Origin of the sequence: Halalkalibacter suaedae (assembly GCF_017939705.1) — a bacterium.
Lineage (GTDB): Bacteria > Bacillota > Bacilli > Bacillales > Bacillaceae_D > Halalkalibacter > Halalkalibacter suaedae.
The window spans coordinates 111,934-125,528 of record NZ_JAGKSQ010000008.1 but is presented as its reverse complement, the minus strand read 5'-3'; the positions used below and the strand labels follow the sequence as shown (position 1 = coordinate 125,528).

17 protein-coding genes are annotated in these 13,595 nt (G+C 38.0%); 3 read left to right on the top strand and 14 right to left on the bottom strand.

The genetic code is table 11. The features are described 5' to 3' along the window. Nucleotides 1-100: 100 nt before the first annotated feature. From J7W16_RS17540 to J7W16_RS17530, 4 genes are all read right to left on the bottom strand, one after another. On the bottom strand, nt 101-1,012 hold the full coding sequence (locus J7W16_RS17540) for a chemotaxis protein (RefSeq protein WP_210598779.1): 912 nt from the start codon (nt 1,010-1,012) through the stop codon (nt 101-103). A gap of 176 nt (nt 1,013-1,188) precedes the next feature. After that, entirely contained in the window at nt 1,189-1,947 is a 759-nt protein-coding gene (locus J7W16_RS17535) for a SurA N-terminal domain-containing protein (protein WP_210598778.1), read from the bottom strand. A 242-nt stretch (nt 1,948-2,189) separates the two neighbouring features. Beyond that, complete coding sequence (locus J7W16_RS22645; RefSeq protein ID WP_472924498.1) at nt 2,190-2,474, bottom strand: HesB-like (seleno)protein; 285 nt, start codon at nt 2,472-2,474, stop codon at nt 2,190-2,192. A 65-nt stretch (nt 2,475-2,539) separates the two neighbouring features. Continuing rightward, complete coding sequence (locus J7W16_RS17530) at nt 2,540-3,475, bottom strand: dipeptidase (protein WP_210598777.1); 936 nt, start codon at nt 3,473-3,475, stop codon at nt 2,540-2,542. A gap of 88 nt (nt 3,476-3,563) precedes the next feature. On the opposite strand from J7W16_RS17530, the gene J7W16_RS17525 reads away from it, so the two are divergent. After that, the gene (locus J7W16_RS17525; protein WP_210598776.1) at nt 3,564-4,004 is read left to right on the top strand and encodes an Hsp20/alpha crystallin family protein; all 441 of its coding nucleotides are present in this window, start codon (nt 3,564-3,566) and stop codon (nt 4,002-4,004) included. Between the two features lie 11 nt (nt 4,005-4,015). Beyond that, complete coding sequence (locus J7W16_RS17520; RefSeq protein WP_210598775.1) at nt 4,016-4,378, top strand: YppG family protein; 363 nt, start codon at nt 4,016-4,018, stop codon at nt 4,376-4,378. A gap of 4 nt (nt 4,379-4,382) precedes the next feature. On the opposite strand, the gene J7W16_RS17515 is transcribed toward J7W16_RS17520, so the two are convergent. From J7W16_RS17515 to metA, 5 genes are all read right to left on the bottom strand, one after another. After that, nucleotides 4,383-4,580, bottom strand: coding sequence for a hypothetical protein (locus J7W16_RS17515; RefSeq protein ID WP_210598774.1), 198 nt, complete (start codon nt 4,578-4,580; stop codon nt 4,383-4,385). Nucleotides 4,581-4,898: 318 nt separating this feature from the next. After that, a complete protein-coding gene (locus J7W16_RS17510; protein ID WP_210598773.1) occupies nt 4,899-6,074 on the bottom strand; it encodes an MFS transporter in 1,176 nt (391 codons plus the stop codon). Between the two features lie 80 nt (nt 6,075-6,154). Beyond that, the gene (locus J7W16_RS17505; RefSeq protein ID WP_210598772.1) at nt 6,155-7,369 is read right to left on the bottom strand and encodes an EAL domain-containing protein; all 1,215 of its coding nucleotides are present in this window, start codon (nt 7,367-7,369) and stop codon (nt 6,155-6,157) included. Nucleotides 7,370-7,496: 127 nt separating this feature from the next. Further along, a complete protein-coding gene (locus J7W16_RS17500) occupies nt 7,497-8,330 on the bottom strand; it encodes an alpha/beta fold hydrolase (RefSeq protein WP_210598771.1) in 834 nt (277 codons plus the stop codon). Nucleotides 8,331-8,528: 198 nt separating this feature from the next. Continuing rightward, complete coding sequence (gene metA, locus J7W16_RS17495) at nt 8,529-9,446, bottom strand: homoserine O-acetyltransferase MetA (protein ID WP_210598770.1); 918 nt, start codon at nt 9,444-9,446, stop codon at nt 8,529-8,531. A 169-nt stretch (nt 9,447-9,615) separates the two neighbouring features. On the opposite strand from metA, the gene J7W16_RS17490 reads away from it, so the two are divergent. Beyond that, nucleotides 9,616-10,275 (top strand): reverse transcriptase-like protein, encoded by a 660-nt coding sequence (locus J7W16_RS17490; protein ID WP_210598769.1) that lies wholly within the window; start codon nt 9,616-9,618, stop codon nt 10,273-10,275. Nucleotides 10,276-10,298: 23 nt separating this feature from the next. Here the strand turns inward: J7W16_RS17490 and J7W16_RS17485 are convergent, their stop codons facing one another. The 5 genes from J7W16_RS17485 to tlp form a co-directional block, all read right to left on the bottom strand. Further along, nucleotides 10,299-11,141 (bottom strand): PHP domain-containing protein, encoded by an 843-nt coding sequence (locus J7W16_RS17485; protein WP_210598768.1) that lies wholly within the window; start codon nt 11,139-11,141, stop codon nt 10,299-10,301. A gap of 8 nt (nt 11,142-11,149) precedes the next feature. Beyond that, nucleotides 11,150-11,620, bottom strand: a complete 471-nt coding sequence (locus J7W16_RS17480) for a DUF4352 domain-containing protein (RefSeq protein ID WP_210598767.1) — start codon at nt 11,618-11,620, stop codon at nt 11,150-11,152. Between the two features lie 67 nt (nt 11,621-11,687). Further along, nucleotides 11,688-12,512, bottom strand: a complete 825-nt coding sequence (nadE, locus tag J7W16_RS17475; protein WP_210598766.1) for an ammonia-dependent NAD(+) synthetase — start codon at nt 12,510-12,512, stop codon at nt 11,688-11,690. 15 nt (nt 12,513-12,527) lie between these two features. Next, nucleotides 12,528-12,824: a hypothetical protein gene (locus J7W16_RS17470; RefSeq protein WP_210598765.1), complete on the bottom strand. Its 297-nt coding sequence runs from the start codon at nt 12,822-12,824 to the stop codon at nt 12,528-12,530. A gap of 505 nt (nt 12,825-13,329) precedes the next feature. After that, nucleotides 13,330-13,566, bottom strand: a complete 237-nt coding sequence (gene tlp / locus J7W16_RS17465; RefSeq protein WP_210598764.1) for a small acid-soluble spore protein Tlp — start codon at nt 13,564-13,566, stop codon at nt 13,330-13,332. Between the last annotated feature and the right edge of the window lie 29 nt (nt 13,567-13,595).

Sequence of the window (13,595 nt, the reverse complement as noted above, 5' to 3'; positions counted from 1 at the left end):
AAAGAACAAAAACAGTTATTAACCAAAAAAGTAAAAAGGTGACTGAAGAGGTCTATGTCCTTTTCAGTCACCTTATTTTTGCATTACATTGTTCAAAACCTTATACTAATTCATCTAGTGTTTCAACTAATTTCACAATCTCCGGTTTACTAATTTGTGCTTGTGCTCCGACTTTTTCTCCCTTGTGGAAAAGATCACTTGTGATTAGTGAAGAGAAAATAACAATTGGAAGATGAGCTAAGCTTTCGGTTTCTTTAATACGCTTTGTTAAATGGTGTCCATCCATTTGCGGCATTTCAATATCTGTGATAATCCCATCAACACGACGATTAATTTCTTCACGTCCCTCTTTAGAAAGAAGTTCAAGGTATTCCCAAGCCATTTTCCCATTCTCAAAAAACTGTAAATTACCATATCCCGCTTCTGTAAGCGTATCTTGTAGTAATTTACGTAAAATAGCGGAATCCTCAGCAATTAGAATCTTTTTAGCAGAGCGTTGACGTGGTCCAAGTGCTTTGACAGCGTCAATACTTAAACCAGATTCGGGATTAATATCAACAACGATTTTCTCAAAATCTAATAATATAGCCATCTCATCTTCCATTTTTACAATTCCGATTGTTTGACTCATGCCAGCTTGAGCCAACTCACTTGGTTTTTCAATTTGCTCCCAAGAAATTCGATGAATACGTGAGACGCTATGAACATGAAAGGCGACTTTTAGTTGATTTAGTTCAGCGATAATGTATTTGTCCTGTGTTTGATCGGTTGATGCAGGTACATTTAATACTTTTGCTAAATCAATAACAGGAATAACCTCATCTCGAAGTCTTACAACACCTTCCACATTCGGATGACCGTTAGGAGTAGCTGTAATTGGTAATGGGTTAATGATTTCTCTCACTTTCAAAACATTAATTCCAAATGTGCCTTGATCTACTTTAAACATGATAATCTCTAGTTCGTTTGTTCCACTGTCAAGTAAAATATTACTCTTTTCTATGTTAGCCATTTTATTTCCTCCAATGAGCTTGTCTCCGTACTACTCCTAGTTTATAAGCCTACACCCATATCAGCAACATATATTTTTAACATTTTAAAAGAAAAAAGAGATTATTCCAAGAGTCATTAACAGACTTTAGAGTAATCTCCAATTGCTGGATTTAAAAATCCCATAAGTTATTATTTCTACATAAATGTAGTAATTTCATACTCTTCACGAAGTTTTTCTAATAATGCACCAAGTTCTTCCTGTTGCTTTTGGGCTACTAGATAGTTTTCAAGTTCTTCACGGTATTCATCAAAAGAAGGGATCTCTGTTTCTTCCTCAGCTTGACTTGCAGATGCGACAATTTCATCATAGGTTGTTTGAAGTTCTTCTTCTGTCACTTCTGGTACTGAGACAAACTGATCAATATATTTGTTTCTAATAACAGGTGCTTCAAAATCTGCACGAATTTCCTCCATTGTAATTCCTTGCTCGCTAAGTCGTTCTTCTAATTCACTTTCATCAATTTGATACTGTGCAAGGTAAGTTGCTATTTCGGCGTCAATATCTTCTTCTGATGCCGTAATACCTTCTTTCTCTGCTTCTTGAAGAATAATTCTTTCATCAACCATATAATCAAGCAGTTGTTTCTTCGTTCCCTCTATAAAGGATGTTGCTTCTGCACTTTCTAAATCAACACCTTGCATGGTTAACGATTGAACCTCTTGTTGCAAGTATGCTATATAGAGTTCATTATCAATTTCTTCACCATTGACTGTTGCAATGACTTCAGGGATATCATCAGTGTTATATGTACTTTCTTGCTCAACCTCAGCCTCTTCACTGGTAGCTTCTTCACCTTCTACTTCTTCACTCTGTTCTGGCTGCTCGTCCCCTCCGCAAGCAACTAAAGTAATTGCCAAGATTGATGCAGCGAACATAACTCCCATTTTCTTCATCTCTTATTCATCCCTTCTTCTACTTCTACTCAAAATCTATAGCAATTGTAACATATATGGCAACTAATATCAGTTTTGACGTAGTCCTAACACTTCGACTAGGTTGCCTTTTCTTATTGAAGGTTATGCTTAACTAAATGAAAATCAACACTATATAACACCCTAAAAAAAGGGAGTTTCAAAAGGTTATGTTCCTTCTGAAAACCCCCCTTGTAGCAATTAGCAGTGCGATCACATCCTATTTAACAACAGTCAGATCCACTACCATTCAACACTAGACCTGAACCCTGCTCTGATTCTTCGTAATCAAGGGTCAGATCCTGTGTGTGTTCTACCACTTCTTTCTCAAACGCTACATTAATTTCATTAATTGTCTCTTGAATATCAGTATCCGCTGGCTCATCCAGAGCAAGCCCAAGTTTTGGTGCACCTCAGCCCATTCCAGCAAATACAACACGTACTGTTGTAAGTCCATGTTCATTCATCGTTTCTTTAAGAAAGTCTTTTGCACGATCTGTTATTTTCATTGTCCTCACCTCACATTTTCCTAACTAGTATAACGGAAAACCTAGCAAATATCATTTAATTGATCCTATCTTTCACTAATAACGAATCTCCTAAAGTTTTCATGTAAGAACCCATTCACAACTTCAGTTGAAAAATACTTCATTAGTTCATTCACTAAGTTACCGTACTCCCCACTATGCCTTAACTTGTCAACATAGACAGATATTCCATCGAAATCTGAACCAAAGCCAATATGTTTTTCTGCTCCTAGTGAACAGAGATGCTCTACATGCCTTACCACATCTAGAATTGTCGGTTGTTCCTCACTATTGGTTAGAAATAAAGGATGAAATACGATACCAATATAACCATTATTCGTAGTAAGTGCTTCAATTTGGTCATCATACAAGTTCCGTGGATGCTCACATAATACACGTGCATTTGAATGACTGGCAATCGGCTTTTTTGCGAGCTCCATAACATCCCAAAAGCCATTAATACTCAAATGAGAAACATCAGTTAACACATCAAATTGATTGTTCAATTCAACCAGTTCTTTTCCTAAAACGGAAAGACCGGCACCGCGTGGTTCACCAACACCATCTGCACAAAGATTCGCTTGGTTCCAAGTGAGACCAACAGATAATACACCCAATTGATAAAGAATGGTTAGCTTCGTTAAATCGTCTCCGATCGCATCAACGCCTTCAAGTGTAAGCACAGCTCCTATTTCACCGTCTTGAAGAGAGGTCAGGTCAGACCATTTTTTTATATGTCTCACCTTAGGGGCGGTAAGTACTTTTTTATAGAAAAGATCAATTTGCTCCAAAACAACTTGAAACTTCTGGTCGTGCTTGACCCAAGGCTCAACAAAGATAGCAAAAAGCTGAACACGCACGTTTCCTGCAATAAGTCTATCAAGATTAGCATCAATCTCCGCAGAAGTATGATAATCCCTTTGCGGCTGCTCCCAAAGCTTTAACAGTGCATCACAGTGCGAATCAATAATGAATGAATTCATATTATTTTGCCCCCTAACTTTTCACAAAAGTTGAAAAATCCACATATATATACAGTAGTAATCAAGAGAAAGATTGAGGTGAAAGGCAATGTCCGATGATCAACAGCAGCCATGGTCTAAAAAGCTGCCAAAAGGCTATCAGGATATTCTAAAATCAATTGATGAATTCTTTCAGAACACCTACACACATTTAAATGAGCACCCAATGTTTCTTGCTCCAATTCCAGTTCGGGTGAAGGAAGAAAAGGACATCTGGAAAGCTGAAATCGAACTTCCTGGAGTCAAAAAAAGTCAAATTAAACTAGATATATATCGCCAGACGATTCGAATCCAAGTAATTGAAGATGAACAAACAATTTATACGGATGAAAAGAACAACATTACTGAACGCCATGGGCACTCACAGGTCCGTCAACGAGTAATTAATGTCCCTTTTTTAATAAATGAGAAAGAAGTCAAAGCCGTCTACAGCAATGGACTTCTTGTCATTACCATTCCAAATCGAAGAAAAAAAATAGCAATTGAATAGGAGGTTTTACTATGTTTCAACCTAATCCATATCACAGACCTAATATGTCACCAAATCGGAAACAACGATTACAACCATTTCAAACAGCTGGTCAACCACAACACTTTCACCATCAACCGTTCCCACAGCAGCAATACCCTGCGTACCCTCAACAAGGGCAGCAGAGCCAGCCGTTTGCACCTACTCAACAAGGACCGCAAGCTCTTCCAGGTGCTGGTCCAAAGAAAGCATCCTTTTTCAAATCAGCCTTTGTTGGTGAGAACGGAAAATTTGATGTAGGACGTACGGTTCAAACAATGGACCAAGTTGTAAAGACGATGCACCAGGTAAGTCCAATCGTCAAACAAGTTAGCGGACTCTTCATTAAGAAATAACAGACTATTTAAGATTTAATGCATAAGCAAGGGTTTGATTGGCATTAATCATTTTCAACCCTTGCGAAGCGACAAAATCAATTTTCACATACGCACCTATCTCATCTTCTGTTTTGTTATCATAGATAAAAGGCAATTGATCAATTTCTATTGAAGCATCATCTGGTCCTTGTTCATCCAGAACAAGGTCGTACGCTACCATCGTGCTTCACTCAAACGTGTCATATGCTCGAACACGAATTGACTTAGATGCTAAGGATAATTGCTTAAAAAACGTTTTCGCTTTTTCTGTCAAAATAATATCCATTATATAACCCACCCTTCTGTCTTTTCAGATAGTGTAACAAACTTACCATTAAAATTCACAACAGCTGTTTCTTAGAGACCGAGACAAGGATGATGAACTAACTAAAAAAACGAACGAAGGGGTTGGTGCAATGACACCGATCTTGAAGTATACTTCACTAAAGAATTGCTTTGTTCGGAATTTTAGTCAGACACTTTAGTCCTATCTCTGTCTCTATTCTATTTCTCTTACATTAAAACGATTCTTAGTGCCGGCCATCCCTTTTTGAAAGAGTGCTAAACAGACGACTCCAACAAAGGCACTAATTGCAAGCAATGAGTAGAGCGTATTCATTGAAGTTAATTCAATAATATAACCTCCAACAAGTGAACCGATAATTCCTGATACTCCAAAGACAATTGTAATAAAAAGAACATGCCCCGTCGCTTGTAAGTGCTTAGGAATTAAATGATTTACAAACTGGAATGCAGCAAGATATAGCACACCAAAAGTTAGACCGTGAGTGACTTGTAGCGGTAAAATGAACCACGGGTTTGAGATTAATCCCATCAGAGCCCATCTGATCGTGTATAGTCCACCAGCCAATATAATAAAAGTTAATGGGGACCACCTTTTAAACCAATATGCACTTGTTGCAAAGATTGCCGCTTCTGCGACAACACCGATAAACCACGCCCAGCCAATCATTGCTTCTGGACCACCTAGTTCAACAATATATAACCCTAAATACGTGTCGTTAGCTCGGTGAGTGCTTGATATAAACACTACAAACAATAGAAAGAGCATTAAGGTTCTATTTGTGCTTAAGCGAAGGGCATCAACAATCGTAACTGGTTTATTTGTTTGTGGTACGTCCTTCACCCCAAACGCAATGATTAAGGCAATGATAGCCATGAACATCATCGGATACATGATGTAATTTACACCAATCCACGTTAGAAGATAACCTGTTAAAAGCGATGTAATCGCAAACCCAAGCGAGCCCCACATACGAATACTTCCAAATGTAACTTTCTTCTCAATTGCGGTTTGCTGAGCTAGTGAGTCACCTAAAGCAGTCGTTGGTGAAACAAATACATATAAAACGAACATGAGAATCATATAGCCATAAAATGAATCGACAATAAGAAAGGCCGCTGTCGACAGGAAAAGCCCAAACAAGGCAAGGATAATCATTCGCTTAATTGACTTGTATTTGTCACTCATATAACCCCAGAAAGGCTGTGCCACGATTGTTGCAATCGGTCCAATCGCCATTAAAAGGCCAACCTGTGAACCAGTAAGCCCCTGGCCTTGATAAAAGACAGGTATATACCCAATAATTATCGTCATTGTTGAATGAATAAAAAATAAATAGGCCATCAATCGAATAATCGATTTTTCAACCAAAACAACCACTCTCCTTCATCAATACCATCAAAAAGAAAAGTCCGACCTTGAGAGACATAAATGTCACTCAACGGTCAGACCTATAGCAATCCTTCCTGTTCAAACAAATAATCGTAAGGAATATCAAGAAATAGGAATAATTCATCGGTGATTGGATAAGAGTATGTGCGTATACGTTCATCACGATCTATATCCGTATACAAGTCAGATAAAATCCCTCTTTTCTCAATGTTCATACGAACAATATTTTCAAGAAAATACGGACGCCAGCTCCAGTTCTTAAAACGCCCCTCTTCAAGTAAAACCCATTTCTCTGAATTTTGTTCTGCATTTGAGGATTGCTGAAATCCTTCATAGTTGCAAATATAAATTCGAAATGCATACTGACTACAACTAGTGGCAACCTTCATAATCATTTCATCATATGTATCCTCAGGGGATATCGTTTTCATTGCTTGTTTTAGTTGAAGATTTAAATCATTCGTTAATGTAATCTGAGATTCCATTTTTTTACGTTCATACACCATGAAATGTTGGAATTGCTTTTTCATTGTTTCCCTGCAACAGTCCGATTCGACGAAAAATCCTCTTGTCGGCTGCAAGTAGGGTCCCTGATAATAACGACCACCATTTCTCCATGCATAATTCAACTGATTAAAATTAGTAATCCCTTCAAACAGGAGGGTTGCTCCTATTTTACGTGATAGCATTGAAAGTGATTGATGAACTTCGCTATACAGATGTGGTAGCTCTTCATCCTCCATAAACCCTACATTCACTTTAACAATATTTGGCTTCAGCATTGCGATCCGATCAAAGTTATTTCCCCTATGACCGACATCACTAATCGCCATCCGAAAACCTAAGCTTTGAATATAAAAAAAGAAATGTTTGTACTCACTTATAAAATCAGTAAGATCCTCCTCTTTTAATTGAAGAGCTATTTGCTGATTTTTGAGACCATGTTTTTGATATGATGAGATTCTATTAAGAAACGTCTCACCATTATCCTTTTGTAGTAAAGCTGCATCATAATTAAAAAAAAGCATTGCAGATTGATCTGTTTTCAAATAATCCTCTAATGCCAATTGTTGAATATGATCATCTAACTCTAATCTATATTCATCAGGAATGGTTTTATCCTTAAAAAACCAATCTAATCTTTCTATTCCATCCTCTGTCTGTATTCTAGCAACCACCTCATAGCCAACAACTAATTGTTTATCAGCACTGATGATTGGTTGATAATACGGGACCACACGATCCTTATTCATCATAACATCCAAAGCATCCAATTATTCCGCCTCCTTAAAAAAGACGCATTGATCAAAAACGCTACTAATAAACGTTTTCATAAACATATACAAAGATAATCTTATTATACCATAGTTCTCAATAATTGGATGTGGACATTGATCTTTATCATTGTAGGAAATCTTTCATTAATTTAGCGACCTCCTTAGGCCTCTCCTCTGGCAGAAGATGACCTGTCTTTGCGAAGCTTGTAAACGTAGCATTTGGTAAGTCTCTGGCTAATTGTCTACCAATCCTGACTGGAATCACACTATCCTCTTCCCCCCAAACAATCTGGACCGAATGAGAAATCCTATGTAGTTCATCTTTCGTCAAATCTCCTTCTCTTTGCCTTAGTAAGCAAAGTAATGCATCGTAAAATTCATTTTCTGAAAATGGTCTCGTATACTCGGTTAAGGTTTCATCATCAATCATTTTTTTATCATAGACAACCTGTAAGAGTGATTCCTTATAGTCCTTTTTCTGAATCCACCATTTCATTGCTTGTTTGGCAAAAGGTAAAAAAGAAGCATACACATATGGCTTTTTGACTTTTTTTAAATAGCCTGAACTTGAAAGTAATACTATTTTCTCAACCAGATTTGGTTTCACTTTCGCTGTATATAGTGCTACCTGACCTCCCATTGAATGCCCAACTAGAATAACTTCATCTAATTTAAAAAGCTGACAAAACGCAATGACAACACTAGCGTAATTATGAAAGCTGTAAACAAAATTCTTACGCTTCCCACTCTTACCAAAGCCAGGTAAATCTAATGTGTAAATATCAAACTCTTTTCTAAGTTCAGGTATTAGCTTGCGAAAACTAAAGCATGACGAGACAAATCCATGGATAAGAATCATTGTTTTTTTGAGTTGCCCCTTACCCTTACATGGAAAGAACTCATAATATACATCTGTATCCATGAGATAAACAGTTGATGTACAAACCTCATTCTTCATCAAAAAGACACCTCATTTCATACTTATTCATCGACAATACACAGATTAACTAGCGGTGGAAAAAGACGTAGGTATTTAAGTAGTTTGCACGCGACAAACTTCACTCATTCATCTATATGAGTAGATAGAGGAAATTCGAATAAAAAACCAACGTCTACATTTCTTGTCTACGTTGGCTGTGAGGTATTATTAAATTTATTACTTATGATGATCCAAATCAAATGGTGTTTCTTGATACACATAATAATTTAGCCAGTTAGAAAACAACAGATTCGAGTGTGCTCTCCAACGTAAGCGTGGCGGCTTCTTATCATTGTCTTGTGGAAAATAATTATGTGGTAAGTCAATATCTAGACCCTTCTGGATGTCGCGTTCATATTCATCCTGAAGTGTACAGACATCGTACTCGGAATGACCAGTAACAAAGATTTGTTTTCCATTTTTACTTGCAACAAGATATACTCCTGCTCCATCTGATTCACTTAAAATATCTAATTCCTCTACATTTTCAATATCTTCTCTTCTAACATCTGTATGCCGTGAATGTGGTGCCAAGAATTCATCATCAAATCCACGAAGTAGATTAACATTTTGCTTTTCAATTGTATGTGGAAAGACACCAAAAATTTTCGATTCTAATGGATGTTTATTAATACCAAAATGGTGATATAGTCCCGCAAGTGCTCCCCAACAAATATGTAAGGTTGAAGTAACATGTTCCTTGCTCCAATTCATTATCTCTTGTAGCTCTTCCCAATAATCAACTTCTTCAAATGAGAGCAATTCAATTGGGGCACCAGTAATAATCATTCCATCGAAATTTTTTGTTTTGATTTCTTCAAATGTCTTATAGAATGATTGTAAATGATCATGTGATGTATTTTTAGATACATGAGTTGTAGGATACAGAAAGGAAACTTCAATTTGCAATGGTGTGTTTCCAAGTAGTCTTAGGAGCTGGGTCTCAGTTGTTTGTTTGACAGGCATTAAGTTTAAGATGACAATCTTTAGCGGACGGATATCTTGTGAGTATGCACGACTATCGTCCATAATAAAGATATTCTCAGCACTCAATATTTCTTTAGCAGGTAAATGGTCTGGAATTTTAATCGGCATAACAACGTTTACTCCTTTTTTGCAAATTCATTCTACATGTATGTTGAACTCTTAACGAATCATACTAGACAAGAGAACTAGCTGAACGAATAATAGACTATTTCGATAATTAAACTTATCATGAAATAAACAATTCTGCAATTATTAACTCACGAAAAGGGTGGCTAAAATGAAGCTACGATTAGAATGGACGTACATCCTGCCGAAACATAAACAAACATTCTTTATGAAATCAGATTGGATGACGGTTCAGCAAGCAATCTTACTAAATGAAGACTTAGAAAAAACCGGACGTCTGCAGTCGATTGAATTCCTCGATGAACATGATTCTTCTTGGATGAAAAAAGAATTACTAGTCTTCTTAAAACAGTTTGAAACAGAACCACATAATGTGACCGGATATATTGATGGCGGTTTCGATGCGAAAACAGGCCTTGCTGGAATTGGTATGGCTATCTATTTTGAACAGCATCATAAAAAATGGCGTGCAAGAATGAACGACTCACTTGAGTTGATTGAAGACAACAACGAGGCTGAATATGCTGCCCTCTATCGCTTTGTCCAACATTGTGAAGAGCTCGGCATCCATCATCAAACGATACAAGTGTATTCAGATTCGATGATTGTCGTTAACCAAGCCTCTGGCGAATGGCCTTGCTATGAAGAGCACTACTTAACATGGTTAAACCGGACAGAGGAGCTCGCTACCAAGCTAGGTTTAAAGATTGACTATGAGCTTATTGAGCGTACCCAAAACAAAGAAGCAGACCAACTAGCCACTCAAGCCCTTCAAGGGACAAAAATAGAAAGCAAACAAGAAACAAAGTAATGTTCTTTGCTTCTTGTTTGCTTTTACTTAAGTAGCTTTTCGGCAAGTGTATTTTCTAGTCTCGTTACTCCCAGTGGTTCTGGTACACGACCATAGTCTTCATGGTGAAAGTCCGAGCCGCCTGTTCGTAGTAGCGTGACACCAAGCTCTGCTTCAATTACTTCGGTTAACTGTTCAAAACGTTTAACCGCTGCATTATCATGATCGCGATGATACACTTCGATTCCATCTAAGCCGAACATCTTGACCCACTCTTTAATATCATCATCAAAATCATAGTAAACTGGGTGTGCGACAATGGCGACACCACCTGTTTTGTGAATCCAGTCGATTGCTTCTTCAACGGTCATTTCTTTTGCCTTTTCAACATAACCGTGCTGTCCCTCTGCAAGGTATCTCTCAAAGGCTTCAGCTACGTCTTTGACATAGCCTGCATCAATTAATGCTTTGGCCACATGGGGCCTGCCAACAGCTCCACCGTCAACATGCTTTAATACCTGCTCTGGCGTTAAAAATAGTCCAACTTCAGCTAACCTCGATATAATTGTATCCAATCGTTCTCTACGGAGCTTTTTTTGTACTGATAGCATGTCTAATAGAGCTTGGTCCTTTCGATCAAGCTGATAGCCAAGAATGTGTACACTCTTCCCTTTATGCTTTGTCGACAATTCAATCCCAGGAATGACTGTAATGCCGAGCTTATTTCCTACTTGAATCGCTTCATCTATACCATCTACCGTGTCATGATCGGTTAGAGCAATGATTTCTAAGTTTTCTTTTTTACATTTGTGAAGCAGCTCAGATGGGGAGTAACCGCCATCTGAAGCTGTTGAGTGCATATGCAGGTCACTATTAGTACCGCTCATAAAAATATTCAGTCCTTATCTACTGTTAGTTTCCAAATCAATTGTCCAGTACGTAGGTGCTCTGTATAAACTAATTCATAGTTTGTTCCAACTGGTACTAGAAATGCTAGTTCACCTCTTACCATGCGTTCGGGATGAATTTGTCCCCCTAAAACACCCTTTGTTTCAATTGAAGTGTCTCTCTCAAATGCAAACCCTTCCTCATCAACAAGTGTAAATTTAAAAGGTGAAAATTCATATACCTTCTCTGTCGTATTTTGGATAGATAGATCAACAATGATAAACTGCTCCGATTCTGAATATGGTTCAACGTAGAAATCATTTATCAGCATCTCAATACCGTTGATCTCCCTCATTTGATCACTACTTTTACCTAGGCTACCACTAACTCCCGGATCGGCATTTGAAAGGAACATATAGCTTATTAGAGCCAATAAACAAAGGCATAGTAATGTAAACAGAATAATCTTCGTTTTCACTTTTCTCTCCCCCTACTGAACATACAACTTTAAAATATGAGTGAGAGATTCCTTTTATAACCTACTTTTACCTCCACCAATTATCGTAAATTGTAACAGGTGGCTGGCGTTTATGTTCAGTCTTCACATAACGCGACTCGATCTTTTCGGCAATCTCTTCAGCTACGGATTTCCCTTCTAAGTAATCATCTAGTTGGTCGTAGCTCATCCCCAAAGAAACTTCATCTGGAAGACCTGGTTTATCATCTTCTAAATCCGCTGTCGGGACTTTTAAATATAGATGTTCTGGTGCTCCTAGTTCTTTTAGTAACGCCTTACCTTGTCTCTTCGTTAACCCATAAATCGGAGCAACATCACATGCACCATCACCATGCTTCGTAAAGAAACCAGTAATGGCTTCAGCTGCATGGTCTGTGCCAATAACGAGACAACCGTAATGACCAGCTAGATCATACTGAACCTTCATACGTTCTCGAGCTTTTGTATTACCCTTGTTGAAATCTGATAACGGCTCTCCTGTTGCTTCTTCAACTGAGGCGACCGCCGCTTCCACAGCAGCTTTTATATTAACAGTAAGGGCTTTTGTAGGCTTAATGAAAGATATGGCATCCTGAGCATCAGCCTCATCTTGCTGAACACCGTATGGCAATCGAACCGCATAGAAAGAGTATGTTCGCTCTTTTTGCTCAGAATTTAATTCGTCAATCGCCATTTGTGCGAGTTTCCCTGTTAAGGTTGAATCCTGTCCACCAGAAATGCCTAGAACATATCCTGTTGCACCACTATGTACTAAATAATCCTTTAAAAACGTCACACGTTCTTGAATTTGTTTCTTTACGTCAATTGTCGCACTTGTCTGTAGATCCTTAATAATTGATTGTTGCTTACTCATTATATCCATCCTTTCTTACAGTAACCGATTTAACTGTTCTTCTAGACCCTCTTTTACTAGAATTTGACGCTGACGTTCACCTAACAAATCAAAATGAGGATAATGATCTCTTTGGTGAATCCATTCTGCTTTTAGGCCATGCCGTTCACCCCATGTAATGAGCTTGTCTAGGTCAGCACAAGCAACCTTCGTTACAGTGGAGCATTCTGGAAAACGGTCATCGAGCCAATAATGTGTAATAAAAGCAATTTGACCTGTTTGAGCTTGTTTCTTCCAGTCATTTAATTGCTTACGTGAAATGCCAAAAGCCATATGTATCTCCCTACCCTTTAATTGTCTTATTATATCATATTAAAACAAAATGATGAAAAAGGTGAGTGTTTGAGAGCAAAGTCAACCATCTCTAGACAATCGACAAGCTTTCGGCCCCTAGAGAGAATTACCATGATGAGCAGCATCGGCTTCGCTACCGGGATGGGGGGCACGCTTTCCGCAGGCGGGCGTTGAACTAACCGGCTACGCCGGTGGATTTCAACCTGCCCTTTACATCCTGCAGGAGTCGGCCCGCCCATCCCGTCCGCTGTGTAAGAGAATAGATTTATATCAATTTTTTCTTTATAAATATTTTTCAAACAATAGAAGTAGAAGTAAATTGAGGAACACATTGATGTATATTAAGGAGACTGGTTTAACAGTAAGAACCTCTTTGAAAATTTCTCAAAGAGGTTCTGTCTACGGTATTAGCCAACCATTCTCATAGCTAACTTCACTAATATTTAAATACAATTACATATAATTTTAAAACTAATAAACCAGCTTACTTTTGGTTGTTGTAGCCGTTTTCGCGGGCGTTTGCTTCGTCCTTGATTTCAGCTTCGAAAGCCTCGATGCTTTCTTGGCGACGGTGATTTTTTTCTTGAACCATTTGTTTTTGCTCATTAGTCATCTCAGTGTGAGCAACTGATTCTTCAGCAGCTTCGATATTGTGCTCGGTATTTTCCTTCATTTGCTGTAGCTTCTCTACATTATCATTGCGATTATCTGGCTTTGCCATTTCGATACCTTCTCTCAACTAAAATTGTG